This window comes from Chelatococcus albus (assembly GCF_030067675.1).
Taxonomy (GTDB): domain Bacteria; phylum Pseudomonadota; class Alphaproteobacteria; order Rhizobiales; family Beijerinckiaceae; genus Chelatococcus_A; species Chelatococcus_A albus.
This window is the reverse complement of the sequence record NZ_JASJEV010000001.1, coordinates 454,390-476,912: the sequence shown is the minus strand read 5'-3', so window position 1 is coordinate 476,912 and position 22,523 is coordinate 454,390. Positions and strand designations below refer to the sequence as shown.

Below are 22,523 nucleotides of genomic sequence, written 5' to 3'. Positions count from 1 at the left end.
CAGGTGGCGCCGTCGCCCCGTTCGGCGGCGGCCTTCCGCGTTGCCGGCGGGGCATGTTTGTTAAATCGATTGAACTGTGCCCTCGGCGCGTTTATCGCTGCGCCGGATGCGGGTGGATCCGTCCGCGACAGGCTGGTCGCCCCCGGGCCGTCCGTCGTCTCGACGTATTTGCCCGCGAGATCATTCCCGTCGCGGATGACCCCGCGGCAACAGGTGTTGGCCTCGCGAGGACCGGCGCCGGGCAAGGAGGAAGGGTTCAGAGCATGCAGGACGGCTTTCTGGAGCGCATCGCGGCATGTGGCGTCGTGCCGGTGGTCACGGTGCCGGACGCGGAGACCGCGGTTCCCGTCGCACAGGCGCTGCTCGATGGCGGCATCGACGTCATCGAGCTGACGCTCCGGACCGAAGCAGGGGTGAGGGCGATCGCGGCCATCGCGCGCTCCTGCCCGGACATGCTCGTCATCGCCGGCACGGTCTTGCACCCGGCGCAGTTCGCCGCCGTCAGGGACGCCGGCGCGCTTGCTTCCGTAAGTCCGGGCTTCAGCGAGGCGCTGCACGAAGCAGCGGAAGCCGCGGGCATGCCGTGGCTGCCGGGGGTCGCCACCGCCTCGGACGTCATGCGCGCGGTCGGCTGCGGCCGGACCAACCTCAAGTTCTTTCCCGCCGAGCTCGCCGGCGGCGTCGCCATGCTGCGTGCCTTGTCCGGCCCGTTTCCCGACACCCGCTTCTGCCCGACGGGGGGCGTCACCTCGGCCAATCTCGGCGACTATCTGTCAGTGCCTTCCGTCATGTGCGTCGGCGGCACGTGGCTCGCGCCCGCCAAGGCGGTCACCGATCGCGACTGGGCCGTCATTCGCGACGAGGCGCGGACAGCACGCCTGGCGGTGGATGCCGTTCGCGGGCGCTGAACCGCTTTCATTCGTCGTGCGCGTGCCGGAAGGGGGGCATGATGGCCGGCAGCCGGCGCGCAGGGCTCTCGCAGGCGGGCGGTCGCATGCCTATCTGAGGCGATCATGCGGCATCTGCACGGCTGCCGTCGTTCGAGGGGAGCGAGCCCGGTGACGATCGACGCGGATCTTCAGGCCGACATCGCCGAGCTCGCAGCAATGGTGGCGGGTTCGCGCGCTGTTCTGGGCTTCACGGGAGCAGGCATCTCGACAGAATGCGGCGTGCCCGACTTCCGTTCGCCCGGCAGCCCGTGGCGAGTCAACAGCCCGATTCCCTTCGACCTCTTCATGGCGAGCGAGGAGGCGCGCTGCGAGGCCTGGCGCCGGAAGTTCGCCATGGACGATCTCTACGGCCACGCCACGCCCGGGCGCGGACACAGGGCCTTGGCTGGGCTCGTCGCCGCCGGACGGATGCCTGCGATCGTGACGCAGAACATCGACGGCCTGCATCAGGCAGCCGGCGTGCCGGCCGACAAGGTGGTCGAGCTGCATGGCAACGGCACCTACGCCACCTGCCTCGACTGTGGCACGCGGCACGAGCTCGCCGACGTGCGCTGGCGGTTCGAGGCGTCGGGAAGGGCGCCGACCTGCCGATCCTGCGGCGGCGTGGTGAAGTCCGCGACCGTCTCCTTCGGCCAGGCGATGCCGGAGCAGGCGATGCGGCGCGCCACGCGGCTCGCGCTCGCCTGTGACCTCGTCGTCGCGGTCGGATCATCCCTCGTCGTGCATCCGGCGGCGGAGTTTCCCTTGCTCGCCAAACGCAACGGTGCGCGCCTCGTCATCGTCAATGCCGAGCCGACACCTCTCGACGGCGTGGCGGATCTCGTCATCAACGCCGACATCGGCACGGTGCTCGCGCCACTATCTGCAGTTGTATAGACCGGGGCGCAACAATTTCTTTGCCTAGATCGCCCGCGGAAGTCCTGGTGGAAGATTGATGTTTGAGGCTTTGCGGTCGTAAACCGGATGTTATCCTTCCCTCGTGAATCGCATTTTGCGATTCGAGTGGTGGTTTCCATGTCCGACGATTTTGGCTCGAGCAATTTTCGTCCCAAGGCGCCCCTCCAGCAAGGGGAGCAGAACGGACGAGCCGGCCTCGTCGCGTCCGACGGGCTGGGGGAGGAGCGGCCGCTCGATCTCGTCGAGATCGCAGGCCGCGTCAAATGGTTCGACGTGGCGAAGGGCTTCGGCTTCATCGTCCCGGACAACGGTCTGCCCGACGTCCTGCTGCACGTGACCTCGCTGCGGCGCGACGGCTACCAGACCGCCAACGAGGGCGCGCGCGTCGTGTGCGAGGCGGTGCGCCGTGCACGGGGGCTGCAGGTCTTCCGCATCCTGTCCATGGACGACTCGACCGCGCTCCACCCCTCGGAGATCCCGGCGCGCACGCATGTCACCGTGGTGCCGACGAGCGGGCTCGAGCGGGCGGTGGTGAAGTGGTTCAACCGGCTGCGCGGCTTCGGCTTCCTGACGCGTGGCGACGGCACGCCCGACATCTTCGTCCACATGGAGACCCTCCGTCGTTTCGGCCTGATGGAGATCAAGCCGGGCGAGGTGGTGCTGGTGCGCTACGGCGACGGCCCGAAGGGGCTGATGGCGGCCGAGGTTCGCCCGCTCGACGGCGGCGCGGCGCCGTCGTCGCACTGATGGGCGGCGCGCGGTCCGGCCGGCCCGGGGCGTGGGCGGGGCTCGCGCTCGCCCTCCTCGTGGGGCTCGCTGCGATCGCGGCGCAGGCGCAATCCCTCGAGACGCTCGGCGTCGTCACCGCTTCGGGCAGGCACGCCTTTTCCGTCGAGGTGATGCGCACCGAGGCGGAGCGGGCGAGGGGGTTGATGGAGCGCCGCCACCTGCCCGCCGACCGCGGCATGCTGTTCGACTTCGGCAGCGTGCAACCGGTGTCGATGTGGATGCAGAACACCTACATTCCCCTCGACATGCTGTTCATCCGCGCCGACGGCACCATCGCCCGCATTGCCGAGCACACCGAGCCGATGTCGACACGCATCATCCCCTCCGGAGAACCGGTGCTCGGTGTGCTGGAGCTGAATGCGGGAACCGCGACGCGCATCGGCGCCAAGCCAGGGGACAGGGTCGAACACCCGATCTTCGGCCGCCGGTAGCGCGGGTGGACGCGGCGACGACGGGCGCGGTGGCGGGTGCGGCACTTGCGTGGCGGGAGCATAGCCACTAGGAGATCGAGGCACCCGGTGGTGGCGGGGCATAGCGCAGTCTGGTAGCGCATCTGCTTTGGGAGCAGAGGGTCGCAGGTTCAAATCCTGCTGCCCCGACCAGCCTCCACCAGGGTAGGGATTGAGCAACACGGCGCGACGCACGATGACCGCACGCATCTACAAGCCTGCCAAGACGGCTATGCAGTCCGGGACGGCGAAGACGAAGCGCTGGCTCCTGGAATTCGAGCCGGAGCGCCCGCGGGAGGTCGAGCCGCTGATGGGCTGGACGAGCTCGAGCGACATGCGCCAGCAGGTCAAGCTGTGGTTCGACACGAAGGAGGAGGCGGTGGCCTACGCCACGCGCAACGGCATCCCCTACCGCGTCGAGGAGCCGAAGGAGCCGGCGCGCCGCCCCATGTCCTATTCGGACAACTTCAAGTTCAGCCGCGTCGCCCCCTGGACACATTGACAGCTGCACCAGGCAGCGGCACATGGCCCCGTAGCTCAGCTGGATAGAGCAGCAGCCTTCTAAGCTGTTGGTCGCAGGTTCGAATCCTGCCGGGGTCGCCATGTTTTCGGCCGCGTCCGCCGCGCCTCGCCGGCGTCCGTGGGCGGGCATCGCCATCAAATCGCCATGCGTTTCGCCGTTGGGTTCCGGCGCCGGTGGCAGAAACGGGAACCATTCATGCGCGTGATCGCCGACGACGGCCGCAGCACCCTCGGGGCGTCGATGCGGGGCTTCAGCGGGCGCTGCCTCGCCTTCGTCGAGGCGAGCCACGCGCGCGCGCTCGCCATTCTCCTTCTCCTGTCGCTCGCGGCCTTCCTGCCGGGTTTCGCTTCGCTGCAGCCGATGGACCGCGACGAGCCGCGCTTCGCCCAGGCCTCGAAGCAGATGCTGGAGACGGGGGATTTCGTCGATATCCGCTTCCAGGACGAGGCGCGGCACAAGAAGCCGGTCGGCATCTACTGGCTGCAGAGCGCGACGGTGGCCGCCGCCGAGGCGCTGGGCGTGCCGGAGGCGCGCACGACGATCGCGCTCTACCGGTTGCCGTCGCTCGCCGGCGCGCTCGCCATGGTGCTCCTCACCTACTGGGCAGCGCTCGGCGTCGTCGGCCGCCGCGCCGCCTTTCTGGCAGCGGCCTTCATGGGCGCCTCCATCCTCCTCGGCGTGGAGGCGCGGCTCGCGAAGACCGATGCCTTCCTGTCGGCCTGTTCTGTGACCGTTATGGGAGGGCTCGCGCGGGTCTACCTGCGGCGCGAGGCTCAGCCTGGGCCCGTGACACTCCTCGCGTTCTGGGGGGCGATGGCCATTGCGATCCTGATCAAGGGGCCGATCGCGCCGATGATCGCGGGCCTTGCCGCCCTCGTGCTCAGTGTACGCGAACGTTCCGGGCGTTGGCTGCTCGCCCTGCGGCCAGGGCTCGGCCTCGTCGTCGTGCTCCTCGTCGTGCTGCCGTGGTTCGTTGCCATCGCCCTCAAGACGGGCGGTGCCTTCTTCGAGGAGGCCGTGGGCAGGGACATGCTGGCCAAGGTTGGCAGCGGCCAGGAAAAGCACTGGGGGCCGCCCGGCCTCTATCTCCTCGTTTTCTTCGGCACCTTCTGGCCCGTGGCTGCGCTCGCGGCCATCGCCATTCCCTTCGTCTGGCGCACGCGGCGCGAACCGTGGGTCGCCTTCTGCCTTGCCTGGCTCGTGCCGTCCTGGCTCGTCTTCGAGGCCGTGCCGACCAAGCTGCCGCATTATGTCCTGCCCCTCTATCCCGCCGTCGCCATGCTCACCGCCGGCGCATTGATGGCCGGTGCCATCAGCCGGCAGCGCCCGGGAGCGAGCCTCGTTGCGCTTCTCATCCCCTTCATCCCCGTCGGGCTCGCCGCGGGGCTCGCGGGCTTCGCCCTCAAGTTCGACGGCACGCTGCCCTATGTGGCCTTGCCCGCCTTTGCGGTCGCCGTCGGGTTCGCCGTATGGGGGTGGAGCGCCTTCCGGCGGGACGACGCCATCGGCACCGCGCTCCTCGGCTGTGTCGCGTCCGTCGCACTGTCGGTCGCGGTCTTCGGCCTGACGCAGCCGGTGCTGCGCTCACTGCAGCTCTCGCCGCGGCTCGCCGCCGTGGCGCGGGCGCTCGACTGCGCCTCGCCGGCCTTCGTGACAAGCGGCTACCGCGAGCCGAGCCTCGTCTTTCTCGTCGGCACCGAGCTCGTCATGGAGGACGGAGCAGGCGCGGCGCGATTCCTCGGGCAGGGCGGGTGCCGCATGGCCTTCGTCGAGCGCCGGGAGGAGGGCGCCTTCGCTGCCCAGGCGGCAGGCGCGGGGCTCGCGCCGACACTCGTGACGCGGGTGCCCGGCTTCAACATCAACGGCGGTCGCGCGCTCGACATCGCGGTCTATGCCGTCAAACCGTAAGCCCATCCGCGCCGCAGGAGGGCGGCCGGGGCGAAGGAATTCAACGGGGCCGCAGGACGGGCCGGCCCGCTTGCAAGAAGGGAATCCTTGGAGCAGGGTGCGCCGCTCCCGCAAAGGTCAAGCATGAATGCCATGAACTCGCCTGCGGCCCCGCCGCGCCTCAGTGTCGTCGTGCCGGTGAAGAACGAGGCCGGCAATGTTGCTCCGCTCGTCGCGGAGATCGAGGCCGCCTGCGCCGCGCTCGGCGGCTTCGAGGTCATCTATGTCGACGACGGCTCGACAGACGCGACACCGGCCGAACTCGCCAGTCTCGCGGCTCAGCGTCCCTGGCTGCGGCGCCTGCGGCATGTGCAATCCTGCGGCCAGAGCGCGGCCGTGCGTTCGGGCGTGCGGGCGGCCAGGGCGCCGATCGTCGTGACGCTCGACGGCGACGGGCAGAACGATCCGGCCTTCATCCCGCGGCTCGTTGCCGCGTTGGAAGCGGGCGGCCCCCGCGTCGGGCTGGCCCAGGGCCAGCGGGTGGGTCGCAAGGACACGGGCTTCAAGAAATTGCAGTCGCGCATCGCCAATGCGGTGCGCAGCCGTGTCCTGAAGGACGGCACGCGCGATACGGGGTGCGGCCTGAAGGCCTTCCACCGCGAGGTCTATCTCGCGCTGCCCTATTTCGATGCGTTGCATCGCTTCATGCCGGCGCTCGTCCGGCGCGAGGGCTACGAGATCGTTCGTGTGGATGTGGTCGACCGGCCGCGCATGGCCGGGCAGTCGAAATACGGATTCTTCGACAGGCTGTGGGTGGGAATCCGGGATCTCGTCGGCGTGCGGTGGCTCATCGCGCGCCGCAGGCGCGTGCCGGCCGTCGAGGAGCTGAATTGATGTTGATCAAGTTATCGCAGGATGTCGGCGGCTACCTCTACGACGTCTTCATTGCGCGTTTCGATCTGTGGCTCGCGCTCGGCCTGTTCGGACAGGCGCTGTTCGCCATGCGTTTCATCGTGCAGTGGCTGGCGAGCGAGCGCGAGGGGCGCAGCGTCGTGCCGCTCGCCTTCTGGTTCTTCTCGATCGGCGGCGGCCTCATCACGCTCGCCTACGGCTTTCACCAGCGCGAGCCGGTGATCATTCTCGGCCAGTCGCTGAGCATCTTCATCTACGCGCGCAACCTGATGCTCATCCAGCGGGAGCGGCGCGTGCGCGGCCGCCTGGGGCGCGCCACGGCCGAGTAACCGCGGAAAGGGGCCGGCTCCTTTCTCGTGCCGGCCCGGCGTGACCACGATCTGCGCCGAAGCCTCAGGCCGCGGCGGCTGCCTCGCGCCGCAGGCGCTCGAAGCCGGCGTCGAGATCGGCCTTCAGGTCGTCGAGGTCCTCGAGGCCGATCTGCAGCCGAAGCGCGGGGCCGCCCGGGTTCCACTGCGTCGCCGTGCGGTAGCTCGAGCAGTCGAAGGGGATGATGAGGCTTTCGAAGCCGCCCCAGGAGAAGCCGAGGCCGAAGAGCTGCAGGCCATCCAGCATGGCGGCGACCGCGCGGCGCGGCGCCGGCTTCAGGATGACCGAGAAGAGCCCCGACGCCCCCAGGAAATCGCGCTTCCAGATGTCGTGCCCCGGGCAGGTCGGCAGCGCGGGATGCAGGACGGTCTGGACCTCGGGGCGGGCGGCGAGCCATTCGGCCATGGCGAGGGCCTGGTGTTCGGCCTCCTTCAGGCGAAGTGCGAGCGTGCGCAGTCCGCGCAGGGCGAGGAAGACGTCCTCGGGGCCCGGGCACATGCCGAACGCCTCGAAGGTCTCGCGCAGGGCGGGCCAGGCGCGCGCATTGGCGGAGACGAGGCCGAGCAGGATATCGGAATGGCCGCCGAGATATTTCGTGCCGGCCTCAATGGCGACGTCCACGCCGCGCTCGTGCGGCGGGAAGAAGAGCGGCGTCGCCCAGGTGTTGTCCATGGCGACGATGGCGCCCTTGGCGTGCGCCACCTCGGCGATGGCCGGAATGTCCTGCATCTCGAAGGACTGCGAGCCCGGTGCCTCTGTGAAGACCATCTTCGTGTTCGGGCGCATCAGATCGGCGATGCCGCGGCCGACGGAGGGGTCGTAGAAGGTCGTCTCGATGCCCATGCGCTTCAGGACGCCGTCGCAGAACTGGCGCGTCGGCCGATAGACCGAATCCGTCATGAGCAGGTGATCGCCGGAGCTCAGATAGGCGGTGAGCACAAGGGTCACGGCTGCAAGCCCGGAGGGAACCGCGACCGAGCCGGCCGCGCCGCAGAGCTGCGTCCAGGCCGTCTCGAGGGCTTCCGTGGTCGGGGTGCCCTTGGTGCCGTAGGTGAAGCGCGCGTTGCGGTCGAGAAGCTTGTCGACGGAGGGGTAGAGCACCGTCGAGCCGCGGTAGACCGGGGTGTTGACGAAGCCGAACTGCTCTTCGGGATTGCGGCCAGCGTGGACAAGGCGCGTGCGTTCGCGCAGGCGGGCGAGGTCGGCATCGGAAAGCTTGCGCATGGGCAGATACCACCGGCTGGACACGTCGCCCCTCCTTTGGCCCGCGTGAAGCCACCTCGTCAAGGCTATGAATTGGCTCGATTATAACCTGAGGGCGACGCAAAGGCGGCCCTTGACCACCGCATCAATCTCGCATGAGATGCCGGGGCGTGCCGTTTCGGTTCGCGCGGTGGGGCTAAGCGCGAGGCGGATGCTCCGAGCGGGCGTCCATTGCGAATCGTCCTTCAGACGCCAGGCCGGCCGGTCATGTTCGCGCGGCTCAGCCAGACGAGAGAGACGGCTGCCGATCGGCCGGGTCGCCGCGAATAACAGCATACAGAGTGGGAGACGAAGAAAGATGAAACGGGCAATCGCTTCGATCGCCTTTGGCGTCGTTGCCGGCCTCGCGGCTTCCGCGGCCTCGGCCGCGACGCTCGATCAGGTCAAGCAGCGTGGCGTCCTGCAGTGCGGATCGAACACCGGCCTCGCCGGTTTCGGCGTGCCGGATGACAAGGGCAACTGGACCGGCCTCGACGTCGATCTCTGCCGCGCCATCGCGGCCGCGATCTTCGACGATCCCACCAAGGTCAAGTTCGTGCCGCTGTCGGCCAAGGACCGCTTCACGGCGCTGCAGTCGGGCGAGGTGGATGTCCTCGTCCGCAACTCGACATGGACGATGTCGCGCGACACGTCGCTCGGCCTCAATTTCGCGGGCGTCAACTATTACGACGGCCAGGGCTTCATGGTGCGCAAGAAGCTCGGCGTCTCCTCGGCGCTCGAGCTCAACGGCGCGTCCGTCTGCACGCAGCAGGGCACGACGACCGAGCTCAACCTCGCCGACTTCTTCCGCGCCAACAAGATCAAGTACGAGGTCGTGGCCTTCGCCACGTCGGACGAGACCGTCAAGGCCTATGACGCCGGGCGGTGCGACGCCTTCACGACCGACGCCTCGGGCCTCTATGCCGAACGCCTCAAGCTGACGAGCCCGGACGAGCACATCGTGCTGCCGGAGATCATCTCCAAGGAGCCGCTCGGGCCGCTCGTGCGCCATGGCGACGACCAGTGGTTCGATATCGTCAAGTGGACGCATTTCGCCATGCTCAACGCCGAGGAACTCGGCGTGACGAAGGCGAACGTCGCGGACATGGCGAAGTCGGACAACCCAGAGGTGAAGCGGCTGCTCGGCACCGAGGGCAAGTTCGGCGAGTCCATCGGCCTGACGAACGACTGGGTCGTGCGCATCGTCAAGCATGTCGGCAACTACGGCGAGATCTTCGAGAAGAACGTGGGCGAGGGCTCCAAGCTCAAGATCAAGCGCGGCCTGAATGCGCTCTGGACGAAGGGCGGCATCCAATACGCGCCACCGGTTCGCTGAAGCCTCTGGCTTTGCATCCGTCCCGGCCGCCCGGCCGGGACGGTTTATCTTTTCTTTCGTCGGCACTATAAGGGGCCGCCGGGCTCGCGCCGATCTGCCGATGGGCGGTCGGTTGCGGCCCGCAACAACAAGATCTCCAGGGGTTAAGTCCGGATGCACCGCCGCGCGGGGTCCGGCAAAAAGGGAAGACTTGATGCAGATCCACGCCACAAGCACTGTGGCGGAGGGCGGCGTTTCTACGTACCCTCTCGCCGATGGCCGCCTTGTTGCGCTCGACACTGTGAAGCTGCTCGCCGGCGCGACTGCCGTAGTCTCGTCTCTGCCAATCGTTCGCTAGTGGGCGTTCATCCCCAGCGTGCCTGTGCGGCATGATCCGTGCAGGTATTATCCGTGCAGCCGGTTGCACGGTCCTTCTCGGTTCGGAAGGGGGCTTCAGTGTCCAGCATTCCGCAGACGGCGGCTCCTCCCCGCGGATCGCTCTTCTACGATCCTCGCGTCAGGGGGCTCGCCTATCAGCTCCTCCTCGTCCTCGGTCTGACGTTTCTGATCTACAGCGCGGCCTCGAACGCCATCGAGAACCTGCGCGCCGCCAAGATCGCCTCCGGATTCGGCTTCCTGTCGACGACCTCCGGCTTCGACATCAACCAGAGGCTCATTGCCTATAGCGCGGCGACGTCGACCTATGGTGAGGCCTTCATCGTCGGCCTTCTGAACACGCTGCTCGTCGCCGCCATCGGCATCGTGCTCGCCACGATCCTCGGCTTCGTCGTCGGCATCGCGCGTCTCTCCTCAAACTGGATCGTGGCCAAGGTCGCCAAGGTCTATGTGGAGATGATCCGCAACGTGCCGCTGCTGCTGCAGCTCTTCATCTGGTACAACGCGGTCCTCAAGCCGCTGCCCCCTCCGCGCCAGTCGCTCGACCTCGGCGCCGGCTTCTACCTCAACAACCGCGGCCTGTTCATGCCCGATCCGGTGTTCGGCGCCGGTGCCGGCTTCATCGGCTGGGCGCTCGTCGCCGGCATCGCCGGCTCGATCGCCTTCCGCATCTGGGCGCGCAAGCAGCAGGAAGCGACGGGCCGGCAGTTTCCCGTCGGCCTTGTGGCGCTCGGCCTGATCATTGGCCTGCCGGTCGTCACCTTCTTCGCGGCCGGAAGCCCGATCACGCTCAACTATCCGAGCCTGCGTGGCTTCAACTTCGCCGGTGGCCTGCAGATCTTCCCGGAATTCGTGGCGCTGCTCGTTGGCCTCGTCACCTACACGGCGGCCTTCATCGCCGAGATCGTGCGGGCGGGCATCCTGGCCGTTTCCAGGGGACAGACGGAGGCTGCGCATTCGCTGGGTCTGCGCAACGGGCCGACGCTGCGCCTCGTCGTCATCCCGCAGGCCATGCGCGTGATCGTGCCGCCGCTGACGAGCCAATATCTCAACCTGACCAAGAACTCGTCGCTCGCCGTCGCCATCGGCTACCCGGACCTGGTGCAGGTCTTCATGGGCACGGTGCTGAACCAGACGGGCCAGGCGGTGGAGGTTATCGCCATCACGATGGCCGTCTATCTGACGATCAGCCTCGTCACGTCGCTCGTCATGAACATCTACAATCGCCGCGTGGCGATCGTCGAACGGTGAGGGCACGGTCATGGCCATTGCAACCGAACCCGTCGCCCATTCCGTGGCCTATGTCCGCGCCGCGCCGGTCGACACGCAGCCTCCGCCGACATTGGCACGCGGCTGGATCGCCTGGGTGCGCGAACATCTGTTCTCGTCCCCCGCGAATGCGCTGCTCACGCTGATCGCGCTCTATGTCGTCTATTCGGTCGTGCCGCCGCTCGCGAAGTTCTTCATCTTCGACGCGGTATGGGACGGTCAGGACCGCACTGCCTGCCTCGCCGACGGAGGCCAGGAGGTTGGCGCCTGCTGGGCCTACGTGAAGGCGAAGATCTTCTATTTCGTCTACGGCTCCTACCCCTTCGACCTGCGCTGGCGCGTCAACATCGTGTTCCTTCTGGGGGCGGTCGGCATCGCCTGGATGCTGTGGCTCGATGCGCCGCGGCGCAACCTCGGAGCGTTCTACTTCTTCGTCATCTTCCCCATCGCTTCCTTCCTGCTGCTCAGGGGATCGGACACCTTCAACATCGAGCGCGTGGACACGTCGCTGTGGGGCGGCATCCTCGTCACCCTCCTCGTGTCACTCGTCGGCATCGTCTTCTCGCTTCCGTTCGGCATCCTGCTTGCGCTGGGGCGACGCTCCAAGCTGCCGGTCGTCAGGCTCGTCAGCGTGATCTTCATCGAGATCGTGCGTGGCGTGCCGCTGATCACCGTGCTGTTCATGGCCAACACGATGCTGCCGCTCTTCCTGCCGGGGAACATGAGCCCCGACAGGTTGCTCAGGCCACTGGTCGGCGTGGCGCTCTTCGCGTCGGCCTACATGGCGGAGGTCGTGCGCGGCGGGCTGCAGGCGATCCCGAAGGGGCAGTACGAGGGTGCGATGTCGCTCGGCCTCGGCTACTGGCAGATGATGCGCCTCATCATCCTGCCGCAGGCGCTGCGCATCGTCATCCCGGGCATCGTCAACACCTTCATCGGCCTGTTCAAGGACACGACGCTGGTGTCGATCGTCGGCATCTTCGACCTCCTGAAGACGGTCGAGGCCACGCTGGTCGATCCGACCTGGGCGACGCCCGTCACCCGGGCGACGGGCTATGCCTTCGCCGCGATCTTCTACTTCATCTGCTGCTACGGCATGTCGCGCTACTCGCTCGCCGTCGAGCGACGCCTTGCGGCCGGACAGAAACGGTGAGCCAAAACCATGAGCACGACCACCATGAGCATGACCGCTGACAAACCCGCCCACCTGAAGCCGGTCGCCCTGAAGACCGAGATCGCCGTGGACATGATCGGCGTTCACAAGTGGTACGGGGAGTTCCATGTGCTGAAGGACATCAACCTGCATGTGAAGCGGGGGGAGCGGATTGTCATCTGCGGGCCGTCGGGCTCGGGCAAGTCGACGATGATCCGCTGCATCAACCGGCTGGAGGAGCACCAGCAGGGGCGCATCGTCGTCGACGGCGTGGAGCTGACCAACGACCTGAAGCGCATCGACGAGATCCGCCGCGATGTCGGCATGGTCTTCCAGCACTTCAACCTGTTCCCGCACCTGACCATCCTGGAGAACTGCACGCTCGCCCCGATCTGGGTGAAGAAGATGCCGAAGAAGGAGGCGGAGGAGGTGGCGATGCACTACCTCAAGCGCGTCAAGATCCCGGAGCAGGCGCACAAATATCCCGGCCAGCTCTCCGGCGGGCAGCAGCAGCGGGTGGCCATCGCCCGCTCGCTGTGCATGAGCCCGAAGATCATGCTGTTCGACGAGCCGACCTCGGCGCTCGATCCGGAGATGGTGAAGGAGGTGCTCGACACCATGGTGTCGCTGGCGCAGGAGGGCATGACCATGCTCTGCGTCACGCACGAGATGGGCTTTGCCAAGCAGGTGGCGAACCGCGTCATCTTCATGGACGCCGGCCAGATCGTGGAGATGAACACGCCGAGCGAGTTCTTCGCCCATCCCCAGCACGAGCGCACCAAGCTCTTCCTCAGCCAGATCCTGCACTGACAGGGCAAGGCGTGCCTGCGTCGCCTCAGGGCGGCCGACGGCCGAGCCTGGGGCAGAACCCATGCGGGTGATCCGCAAGGCGCGACGAGGACGAAGCCATCACCCCGACCGGGATCGTCTGCGGATCCGGACAGCCTCTGGCGCCGATTCCGGGTGACCGGGAGCGGTTCGCAAGCCACTTGCGAGGGCCCGCCCATGTCGATCGTCGCTCGACGGGTTCTGGAGCGACGGGCCCTGGCGGCCGTCGCCAGCCAGCGACAGCATTGCGGTAACGGGGCCTCGCGCCGGGTGCCCCGAACGGGCACAATGGCTGGTGCGGGCGTGATTCCGCGTCCGCGGAGATCACGGCCGCCGCGGGCAAGCGAACCTTCGGCGTAGCCGACCTGCCGGAAGGTCGCCGCGATGCGCCTCGTCTTCGTCGTCCTCCTCGGCCTCGTGCTCGCCGTCACCGTTTCCTTCCTGCTCGGACGACGCGGCCTCTACGTGGCGACGGCTGCGCTCGTCGTCGGCGCCGCGATCGCCTTCGTGTCGACGATCATCACCGGCTGCTCGCAGTGCTGGACGGAGGCGCTGGCTGTCGGCGCCTTCGCCTCGGCGCCGTTCTTCGTGGTGGGATGGCTCGCCCTGTCGCAGGCCGAGATCGCCGCCGGGCAGCGCCGACTGCTCCTCGGAACGGGAGGGCTCGGGCTGTTCCAACTCGTCTGGGCGGCACGGCTGAGCCTTGTGGCGACGGTCGAGAACCGCTGTCCCTGCGGGGGCCATGTCTACGGCCTGATCGATACGGAGCTCGGGGCGACCGGCTTCGACCGCCTGGTCGGCCCCTGGTTCATGGCCGAGGCGATCATCACGCTCGCCATCGTCCTCGGCGCCTACCGGCGCACGAGCCCGCAGGCGCCTCGAGCATGATGCCGAGACGTGGATCCCGCTTGTTGGGCAGGATCAGGCCCCAGCCATTGATATCGACCGACTTTGCTGCAATCGGGCGATTTCGCCCCATTGCAGGCTGACCGGTCGCGTGGGCGTGGCGGCCGTCAGCCGGCAGCCTTGGCAGCAGGGCCTGTCGCCACGGGGCAGTCGTCGCGCGCGCCCCATTCCGCCCATGAGCCGTCGTAGAGCGCCTTCACCGGCCGCCCCGTGGTTTCCAGCGCCAGGGCGAGGATGGCGGCGGAGACGCCTGAGCCGCAGCTCGTGATGACCGGACGGTTGAGGTCGACGCCCGCGGCGGCGAAGGCGGCGCTCAGGGCTTCCGGTGACTTCAGGCGGCCGTCGGCGACCACCTCCGAGAAGGGAACGTTGAGGCTGCCGGGCATATGGCCGGCGCGCAGGCCCGGCCGCGGCTCGGGCGCCTCGCCGCGGAAGCGGTCAGCCGGCCGGGCGTCGACGACCTGGGCCGACCCCTTCTCGAGCGCCTTGCGGACGTCGGCGATGTCCGCCACCGCGCCGTGGTCGAGGCGCGCTGTAAAGGTGCGCGGGCTGCGCGTGACGGCCCCCTCCTCGAGCGGCCGGCCTTCGGCGATCCACTTCGGCAGGCCGCCGTCGAGGATCGTGACATCGCGGGCGCCGAAGGTGCGGAACATCCACCAGACACGTGCGGCTGCGAAGAGGCCGGCGCCGTCGTAAATGACGACGCGCATGCCGTCGCCGATGCCGAGCTGCCCGACGGCGGCGGCGAAAGCTTCCGGCCGGGGCATCATGTGGGGCAGCGGCGAGGAGGCGTCGCGGATCGTATCGATGTCGAAGCGCACGGCGCCGGGAATGTGGCCCGCGCGGTATTCCGCCTCGGGGTCGCGCGCCTGGGTCGGAAGGTACCACGAGCCGTCGATGACAACGAGATCCGGGGCCTTCAGCCGCTCGGCGAGCCAGTCCGTGGACACGAGATGAGGGGAAGGGTTCATCGTATCATCCGTTGCTCGGCGCGGGGGACGGGCATTCGGCCGATCAGGCGAGGGCGATGCGCACGCGCCGGTTCTGCTTGCCCTTCTTCTCGATGGCGGTGACGGCGACGGCGCCGATCTCGCCGATGCGGCGCACGTGGGTGCCGCCGCAGGGCTGCAGATCAAGCCCGGCGATCTCGACGAGGCGCACGCGGCCCGTGCCCATCGGCGGCTTCACCGACATCGTCTTCACGAGCCCGGGATTGGCGAGGAGCTCCTCGTCCGTGATCCAGCGCTCGCGCACCTCCGCGTCCGTCGCGATCATGGCATTGAGTTTCTCCGTGATCTCGTCCTTGTCGAGCCCGGCTTCGGGGATGTCGAAATCGAGGCGACCCTCGCCGTCGCCGATGGCGCCACCGGTCACGGGATAGGGCAGGGCGACGGACAGGAGATGGAGCGCGGTATGGATGCGCATGCGCAGGTGCCGCACAGGCCAGTCGAGCTCGAGGGTGACGGGTTCACCGGCGAAGGGCAGGGGAGTGGATGACTCGGGAACATGGACGATATCGCTGCGGTCCTCGCCGTAGACGGTGGTGGCGATGGGCAGCCGGGTTCCGTCAGCCCGAACGAGAATGCCCTTGTCTCCCGGCTGTCCGCCACCCTGGGCGTAGAAGACTGTGCGGTCGACGATGATTCCGCCACGGTCGGTGACGCCCGTCACCGTGGCGGTGCAGTGCTCGAGATAGGCGTCGTCGCGGAACAGGAGCGCAGTCGCCGGCATCTTTCCTCAAGGTCCTTGTGATCGTGCGCCGACGGTAGGGGGACAGCCGACGCATAGCAAGGGAAGCCGCGTTCGGCCGCTGCGCCGCGCTTGCAGACCGGGAATCGCGCAAGTGCCCGGAGCACGGTGCCGAAACGCAGCATCTGCAGCCGGGCGCCTGCGGGCGCCGAAAGGTCCCTGGGATGATGGGCGCCGAAACGCAAGAAGCCGGGCAGGGGCTCGGCCCTTCTGGATGGCTCCCCGGGGACCAAAGAAACCGCGAACCACGAATGCGATATTCCCCTCAAGTCTCCGCCAGAGCCCGCCGTCAGGATGCGGAAGCGTGATCGCGACCGTGCGGCGCGGATTCGGCAGGCCGGCGGACCCAGGCCGGCGTTGAGAGAACGCACTGTCGCCCTCGCCCTGCAGAAGGGTGAGGTGCGCACAAAGGACCTGACCGACATTGGCGTTCCGCGCTGCCATCTTTCGCGAATGTGCGACGAAGGGCTTCTCGTCAAGGTCGCTTACGGCCGCTACCGCGCCGCCAGTCGCGATGCGCCCTAGGTGTGGAATCCAAGGAGGTTGCTCATCCCTGAGGTTCCGAGTGCATCGTGTCGCAACGAGGTCGTGTCCCTGATGGTGGTGCAGCTGACGGAGGCGACCCGCGCCAGCGCAGGCAAGGCTTTCGCCCTTCCGGCCTGGGAGCGACTCTTGTCGACCAGAGCCGCTCCCTGGCGCTCACTTCGTCAGTTCCACGATGCGGCTCAATGCGGAGGAAAACCCCTTCAGCGAAACCTTGAAGCGGACGGGTTGAGGCGGATTCAAGGCGGCGGCGGAGACGTTGAGCGTCGTCCCCGACCTGAGCTTGCCAGCCGTGGCGGCGTCCACACTGACGGGCGCGATGCAGCCTTGCGGCATGCAGGTGGAGAAGGAGAGCGTCAGCCCGGTTGCGTTTTCGTCGATCTTGGCTGCGGCTCCCTGGGCCAGGGCGAGGCCGAAGGGCATGAGCAGGACGCCCTCGAGCTTTCCATCCGCCGCATTGCGGAACTCGGCGGTCAGGACATGCTGGCCGGTCTGAGCGTTGCTCTGCACCTGCCGCATGACGCAGGTCGTGACGTTGTTCTGCGCCTGGCAGGCAACCACCCAGTCCTGGTAGGTCTCGACCAGCGATCCCGCTCCCCCGGGCAGCGGCGCGGCAAAGGCCGGAAGGCCTATCGCCATGCCCGCCGCAAGAAGAGAGATCACCGACTTCGACACACGGGGCAACTTCATCTTGTTCCTCTCGCGAAGGATCGCCTGATCCGGCTCAGTCAAGGTGTTGGCCCAGTGACAGCGCCGAGGTCGATCACCACGTCGTTGGCCGCCAGCAGGTCGTGCACGGGGAGCGTGAACATCCCACGCGCCAGAGCGTCGGGGTCGTCATCGGTCAGACTCGCGCTGCGGATCTGCAGAGGCGTGAGTGGGGGCGCGATGACCGTATTGATATCCGCCGTCGCGGTGAGGCCCATCGTGCCGGAGAGGCGATAATTGCCGGCGTCCGGGCCGCCGAGGACGATCGAGGTGATGTCGACACGCTTGTTCTGCCCCGGATTGGCGTCGGCGAAACGGCCGACGGCCGAGGCGATGGAAAGGTTGTCGCCGGGAAACACTCCCGAGAACAGGGCGCCGACGGTGTTGAGCTTGGCGAGCGTCGTTCCGTCATACGACTTGCTGTTCGCGGTGATGCCGCTGATCCCCGTGATGACTGCCCTGGCGATGTCTGCGGTCGTCGTGGCGGGGCTGGCGAGCATGTAGTTGCCGGCGTCCGTGCCTGTCAGCGTCACGCCGTTCAGCGTGACGGTCTTGTTCGTCCCAGCATTCTTATCGGAGAAGGTCGCCGCCCCATGCGTGAAGGACACGCTGTCACCCGAATGCACACCGATCAGCGTGCCCGCGTTGATAAGCGTGGCGGCCGTCGTTCCATCATAGGTCTTGCTGGCGGCCGTGAAGCCGGACAGCGCGGCGGTTGCGCGTGCGATCTCGGCGGTCGTCGTCGCGGTGGTCGAGGCCAGCACGTAGTTCCCGGCGTCCGCCCCGCCGAGCGACAGGCCGGTGATGGTCACCCTCTTGCCCGCTCCGGCATTCTTGTCGCTGAAGGCGCCGGTGCCCGAGGCGACGGTGAGATGATCGCCCGCGGCCATGCCGTTGAACACGGCGCCAACAGTGTTCAGCGTCGCGGCGGTTGTCCCATCATAGGTCTTGTCGGCAGAGATGCCGGTGATCGTGGAAATTACCGCCCTGTTGATGGTGCTGGTGGTGTTGTCGGCATAACTGACAACATAGTTGTTGCCATTGTTGCCGTCGCTGACGGTGACACCCGAGACCCTGACGGTCTTGTTGGTGCCGGCATTCTTGTCGGCGAAGGCGAAGGTGCCGCCGCTCAAGGCATCGGTGCCGAAGAGCTGTCCGGAGGCGAGGACGACAGCGCCGTTGGCGCGCGTCGTGCCGTCATAGGTCTTCACCACATCCGAAGTGGAAACGGTGATCGCGGCCGGGTTGATGGTGAGCTGGCCGCCGAGATAGGTGATGTCGTAGTTCTGCGCGGAGAGACCCGAGGCTGTGATGGTGTAGGTTCCGGCGTTCTTCGCCCCCAGGGCCGAGCCGCCATAGACGAGGCTGCCGCCGAGCACCGAGGCGTTCTCGCCGTTGACGAAGCCGGAATAGGTGACGCCGGTGCCGCCCGGGAACGCCTGGCCGTCATAGGTTCTGGCGGCGTTGTTCGCCGTCACCGTGAGCGGCGCCTTGCTGGTGGTGAGCGTGCCGTCCAGGTAGGTGATGTTGTAGTTCTGTGATGTCAGGCCGGAGGCGGTGAGGGTGTAGGTTCCGGCATTCCTCGCGCCCTGGCTCGTTCCGCCATAGACGAGGCTGCCGCCGAGCACCGAGGCGTTCTCACCGTTGACGAAACCGGAATAGCGGACGCCGTTGCCGCCCGAGAACGCCTGTCCGTCATAGGTCCTGGCGGCGTCATTGGCGGTGACTGTCAGCGCGGCCTTGTCGATGGTGAGCTGGCCGCTGACATAGGTGATGTCATAGTTCTGCGCCGTCAGGCCGGAAGCGGCGATGGTGTAGGTTCCGGCGTTCTTCGCCCCCTGCGCCGAGCCGCCATAGACGAGGCTGCCGCCGAGCACCGAGGCGTTCTCGCCGTTGACGAAGCCACCGATGGTCCAGCCATTGCCGCCGCTGTAAGCCTGCCCGTTATAGGTCCTGGCATCGCTGCCCAGCGTGACGGTCAGTGGCGCCTTGTTGATGGTCAGGGTGCCTGATCGATTACTGAAGATGTAGTAATTCTGCGGCGAGAAGCCGAATGCCGTGACAGTGTAGGTTCCGGCATTCGTTGCGCTCTGCGCCGTGCCGCCGAAGACCGGTGTGCCCAGGACGGAAACATCATCACCGGGCATCAGGCCATAAGTCAAGATGCTGCCGCCCGAGAACGCCTGGCCGTCATAGGTCTTCGAAGGGGCATGCACAGCGACCTCGAGCGGGGCTTTGTTGATCGTGCTCGTGGTGTTGTCGGCGTAGGTGACGATGTAATTGTTGCCGCCATTGCCGTCGTTGACGGTGACGTTCGAGACGGTGACGGACTTGTTCGTTCCGGCGTTCTTGTCGGTGAAGGCGTAGATGCCGCCGCTCAGGCTGTCGGTGCCGTAGAGCTGGCCGGAGACGGCGACGGGCCTGCCAAGATTCGTCGTCATGCCGCTGCCGAAAGGCGTCGTCGTGTTGTTGCCTTCATAGGTCCTCACCACGTCCGCCGTGGAGACGGTGATCGCGGCGGGGTTGATGGTGCTGGTGGTGTTGTCGGCATAACTGACAACATAGTTGTTGCCATTGTTGCCGTCGCTGACGGTGACACCCGAGACCCTGACGGTCTTGTTGGTGCCGGCATTCTTGTCGGCGAAGGCGAAGGTGCCGCCGCTCAAGGCATCGGTGCCGAAGAGCTGTCCGGAGGCGAGGACGACAGCGCCGTTGGCGCGCGTCGTGCCGTCATAGGTCTTCACCACATCCGAAGTGGAAACGGTGATCGCGGCCGGGTTGATGGTGAGCTGGCCGCCGAGATAGGTGATGTCGTAGTTCTGCGCGGAGAGACCCGAGGCTGTGATGGTGTAGGTTCCGGCGTTCTTCGCCCCCAGGGCCGAGCCGCCATAGACGAGGCTGCCGCCGAGCACCGAGGCGTTCTCGCCGTTGACGAAGCCGGAATAGGTGACGCCGGTGCCGCCCGGGAACGCCTGGCCGTCATAGGTTCTGGCGGCGTTGTTCGCCGTCACCGTGAGCGGCGCCTTGGTGACGGTCAGGCCGCCGGAGCCGATGACGGTATAGGTCCTGCCGCCCCCGGAAAAGGAGAGCACATTCGCGTCGGTCCAGGCATAAGAGCTCCCGGCGCCTGCCGTGGGGCTGACGGCGCCCCCCAAGCTCACCGAGACCTTTCCGGCGGCCGTGACCACTGGATCAAGGGAAGGATTGGGGCCGCCATAGGTCTTGGAAACGTTGCCCGAAACCCGCACGAAGCTGTCGTAGAGCCAGCCGCCGCCCTGCCAACGCAGCATCATGTGGCGGTCGTTGTCGAAGAGGTAGGATCGGGTCCAGATATTGGTGAAGTCCCACCCCGCATCGATGAAACGGAAGGGATCCTGCATCTGCGTCGTGGTCAAGCCCGTGCCGCAGTCGCTGGAGCCACAGCCGCGCGCGCCCCAGCTCTGGACTTTCCAGAAGCTGGAACTCACCGTACCACTATAGCTATTGCCAACCAGAGCGCCTACGTAATAGCCCAGATTGACTGCGACATCCCCGGTGGCATAACTATTTGCTATGGTTCCCAGATTATCGCCCACAAGGCCGCCGACCTGGCCATAGATGTTATCGCTGGCGGAAACATTGCCCTTGGCGTAGGAATTGCGGATAGTGCCGTAATTGTTGCGACCGACCAGCCCGCCGACAAAGCGGACGCCACTGACGGAGCCTGTTGCGTAGCTCGTTTCGACCGTTCCGCGGACATTAAGCCCGATCAGGCCGCCGGCTTCATTGGAACTAGCACTGACTGATCCGGACGAATAACTTGTCTGCACGGTGCCTTGAGCGTTATGCCCGACCAGCCCCCCAACCGCTGAGGTTCCGGCGACGGAAGCGGTCGAATAGCTGTTGCTGATCGTGCCGAGGTCGTTCCGGCCAACCAGGGCCCCGACATCGTATTGTCCGGTTATGGTGCCGCCGATCAGGCCCACATTGCGGATCACCCCGCCACTGCCCACCCGACCAAACAATCCGCTTTCATTGTCGGTGAATCTGATGTTCAGGTCGTGTATCGCATGGCCCAATCCGTCGAAGATGCCGGTGAAACCGAGCATGCCCCCCTTGAAGCCATTGATCGGCACAAAGCCCGCACCGGAATTCCAGGTGGCCGTGGCCGAGGCGTCGATATCACTGCCCAGCACGTAATCGCCGGAGATGTTGGCTCTGACGTTCTGCAGTGCGTTGACATCAGTGATGATGGTGTAGTTTCTGACCGTGCCGTCGCTGCCGAGCTTGGTGGAGAAGCTGCCGGTCGCGGCGAGGTTGACGGGCGCGTTGACGGTGTAGGTGGCGGTATTGCCCGCCGTCGCGGCGCCCTGGCCATATTCGAGCGCCAGCCCCGCCGTGCCGCTGGCATTCATCGCCGCATTGACGACGATGTTGCGATGTGCTGACAGCGTCAGCTTGTTGGCGGACCAGCTCACGCTGTCGTTGACGAAGATGTCGCCGTTGCCGGCGGTGGCGCCGTTCGCGCTCTGGATGGTGATGTTGGTGTTGGCGAGCTGAGCGGAAAGGGCCGCGCCGGTGATGTCGCCGCCGGACGCGGCAATTGTATAGTCGTTCGGATCGATGAGCCAGGTGCCGGTCTGGCCGGTGGGCGCCTTTGTGGTGATCCGGGCGCCGGCGGCGACCTTCACCTTCTTGGCCGAGGTCTCGATGAAGCCGCCGTTGCCGCCGTTCGGTGCGGAGGCGTCGAGCGTGCCTGAGACATGCGCCTCGCCGTGCTGCATGTCGCCCAGGAGCAGGATGCGCCCGTTCTTCCTGGCCAGGGTGCGCGCCTGGATGGCGCCTGTGTTGTTGACGACGCCCTTCATGGCGTCGGAGGCGCCTTTGGCGGTGAGGATCGCCGTGCCGCCGTCGGCCCGGATGAGGCCCTTGTTCTCGACCAGAGTCCGGACGGTGGAGGCCTTGACCTCGACCGAGAGAAGCCCGTCGCCGTCGAAATCGAGCAGCACGTCGGTGCCGGCGGCGAGCGCCGTGTTGCCGCTGATCGTGCCCTCGTTGGTGACACTCGGCGCGATCAGTGCCACCACGCTGCCGCTGACCTTGCCCTGATTGACGATGGCGCCGCCCGAGCCGGTGAAGCGATAGTTGCCCTTCAGGAAGTCCTCGTTCGTGATCCCGAGCGTCGAGGCGACGAAGCCGCCAGTCTGCACGCTCGCGCCCTGGCCAATGACGACGCCGTTGGGATTGATGAGGAACACCTGGCCGTTGGCATTGAGCGAGCCCAGAAGCTGCGAGGGGGCTTGCCCCACGACGCGGTTAAGCGCGACGGACGACGCCCCCGGCTGATTGAAGGTGACGGAATTGCCGGCACCGATGGAAAAGCTTTGCCAATTGGCAATCATCCGGTCCGAGGCCTGGTTGATCGTCATGGCGCTGCCGCTGGTGGCGATCGTCGCGGCGCCGGAGACGACCTGGCCGCCGGTGGGCAGGACGTTTTGCGCCCAGGCGGGGAAGGTGGACATGGCGGTGGCGGCCAGCGCAACGGCGGGCCCGCGCCGCCCGCCCTTCTTGCCCTGGCTGCCCTTCGCGCATTCGGGGACGACGATGAGCCGCTGCAGTGTCTTCGACCAGATGTGCTTGTGAACCTTGTTCATGACAC

18 protein-coding genes and 2 tRNA genes are annotated in these 22,523 nt (G+C 66.9%); 15 read left to right on the top strand and 5 right to left on the bottom strand.

The features are described from left to right. Positions 1-263 precede the first annotated feature (263 nt). The 10 genes from eda to QNA08_RS02120 all read left to right on the top strand — a co-directional run bounded on the left by eda (position 264) and on the right by QNA08_RS02120 (position 6,736). Positions 264-908, top strand: coding sequence for a bifunctional 4-hydroxy-2-oxoglutarate aldolase/2-dehydro-3-deoxy-phosphogluconate aldolase (gene eda / locus QNA08_RS02165; RefSeq protein ID WP_283739023.1), 645 nt, complete (start codon positions 264-266; stop codon positions 906-908). A 198-nt stretch (positions 909-1,106) separates the two neighbouring features. After that, positions 1,107-1,826, top strand: coding sequence for an SIR2 family NAD-dependent protein deacylase (locus tag QNA08_RS02160; RefSeq protein WP_283739306.1), 720 nt, complete (start codon positions 1,107-1,109; stop codon positions 1,824-1,826). A gap of 138 nt (positions 1,827-1,964) precedes the next feature. After that, a complete protein-coding gene (locus tag QNA08_RS02155; protein WP_283739022.1) occupies positions 1,965-2,594 on the top strand; it encodes a cold-shock protein in 630 nt (209 codons plus the stop codon). Next, the gene (locus QNA08_RS02150; RefSeq protein ID WP_283739021.1) at positions 2,594-3,067 is read left to right on the top strand and encodes a DUF192 domain-containing protein; all 474 of its coding nucleotides are present in this window, start codon (positions 2,594-2,596) and stop codon (positions 3,065-3,067) included. Before QNA08_RS02155 ends, QNA08_RS02150 begins: the two co-directional genes overlap by 1 nt. A gap of 94 nt (positions 3,068-3,161) precedes the next feature. Continuing rightward, a tRNA-Pro gene (locus QNA08_RS02145) sits at positions 3,162-3,238 on the top strand. 43 nt (positions 3,239-3,281) lie between these two features. Continuing rightward, entirely contained in the window at positions 3,282-3,587 is a 306-nt protein-coding gene (locus tag QNA08_RS02140; RefSeq protein WP_283739020.1) for an ETC complex I subunit, read from the top strand. A 24-nt stretch (positions 3,588-3,611) separates the two neighbouring features. Continuing rightward, positions 3,612-3,688, top strand: a tRNA-Arg gene (locus tag QNA08_RS02135). 115 nt (positions 3,689-3,803) lie between these two features. Continuing rightward, positions 3,804-5,516 carry an ArnT family glycosyltransferase gene (locus QNA08_RS02130; RefSeq protein WP_422679835.1) on the top strand — a complete coding sequence of 571 codons (1,713 nt, stop codon included), beginning with the start codon at positions 3,804-3,806 and terminating at the stop codon, positions 5,514-5,516. 132 nt (positions 5,517-5,648) lie between these two features. After that, complete coding sequence (locus QNA08_RS02125) at positions 5,649-6,389, top strand: glycosyltransferase family 2 protein (RefSeq protein WP_283739019.1); 741 nt, start codon at positions 5,649-5,651, stop codon at positions 6,387-6,389. Next, positions 6,389-6,736, top strand: a complete 348-nt coding sequence (locus QNA08_RS02120) for a lipid-A-disaccharide synthase N-terminal domain-containing protein (protein ID WP_283739018.1) — start codon at positions 6,389-6,391, stop codon at positions 6,734-6,736. Before QNA08_RS02125 ends, QNA08_RS02120 begins: the two co-directional genes overlap by 1 nt. A 64-nt stretch (positions 6,737-6,800) precedes the next feature. On the opposite strand, the gene metC is transcribed toward QNA08_RS02120, so the two are convergent. Beyond that, a complete protein-coding gene (gene metC, locus QNA08_RS02115; RefSeq protein WP_283739304.1) occupies positions 6,801-8,000 on the bottom strand; it encodes a cystathionine beta-lyase in 1,200 nt (399 codons plus the stop codon). Positions 8,001-8,337: 337 nt separating this feature from the next. Here metC and QNA08_RS02110 point away from each other — a divergent pair, with 337 nt between their 5' ends. The 5 genes from QNA08_RS02110 (at position 8,338) to QNA08_RS02090 (ending at position 13,867) form a co-directional block, all read left to right on the top strand. Beyond that, entirely contained in the window at positions 8,338-9,354 is a 1,017-nt protein-coding gene (locus QNA08_RS02110; protein WP_283739017.1) for an amino acid ABC transporter substrate-binding protein, read from the top strand. 444 nt (positions 9,355-9,798) lie between these two features. Further along, positions 9,799-10,980 (top strand): amino acid ABC transporter permease, encoded by a 1,182-nt coding sequence (locus QNA08_RS02105; RefSeq protein WP_422679846.1) that lies wholly within the window; start codon positions 9,799-9,801, stop codon positions 10,978-10,980. A gap of 10 nt (positions 10,981-10,990) precedes the next feature. Then, positions 10,991-12,151, top strand: coding sequence for an amino acid ABC transporter permease (locus QNA08_RS02100; RefSeq protein ID WP_283739015.1), 1,161 nt, complete (start codon positions 10,991-10,993; stop codon positions 12,149-12,151). 30 nt (positions 12,152-12,181) lie between these two features. Further along, positions 12,182-12,961, top strand: coding sequence for an amino acid ABC transporter ATP-binding protein (locus QNA08_RS02095; RefSeq protein WP_422679845.1), 780 nt, complete (start codon positions 12,182-12,184; stop codon positions 12,959-12,961). A 402-nt stretch (positions 12,962-13,363) separates the two neighbouring features. Beyond that, positions 13,364-13,867: a hypothetical protein gene (locus tag QNA08_RS02090; protein ID WP_283739014.1), complete on the top strand. Its 504-nt coding sequence runs from the start codon at positions 13,364-13,366 to the stop codon at positions 13,865-13,867. Between the two features lie 125 nt (positions 13,868-13,992). Here QNA08_RS02090 and sseA read toward each other — a convergent pair whose 3' ends face one another. The 4 genes from sseA to QNA08_RS02070 form a co-directional block, all read right to left on the bottom strand. Further along, a complete protein-coding gene (sseA, locus tag QNA08_RS02085; protein WP_283739013.1) occupies positions 13,993-14,856 on the bottom strand; it encodes a 3-mercaptopyruvate sulfurtransferase in 864 nt (287 codons plus the stop codon). Positions 14,857-14,899: 43 nt separating this feature from the next. Then, positions 14,900-15,616, bottom strand: a complete 717-nt coding sequence (locus QNA08_RS02080) for an alanyl-tRNA editing protein (protein WP_283739012.1) — start codon at positions 15,614-15,616, stop codon at positions 14,900-14,902. A gap of 717 nt (positions 15,617-16,333) precedes the next feature. Then, the gene (locus tag QNA08_RS02075; RefSeq protein ID WP_283739302.1) at positions 16,334-16,816 is read right to left on the bottom strand and encodes an invasion associated locus B family protein; all 483 of its coding nucleotides are present in this window, start codon (positions 16,814-16,816) and stop codon (positions 16,334-16,336) included. Positions 16,817-16,905: 89 nt separating this feature from the next. After that, positions 16,906-22,518, bottom strand: a complete 5,613-nt coding sequence (locus QNA08_RS02070) for a YDG domain-containing protein (RefSeq protein WP_283739011.1) — start codon at positions 22,516-22,518, stop codon at positions 16,906-16,908. Between the last annotated feature and the right edge of the window lie 5 nt (positions 22,519-22,523).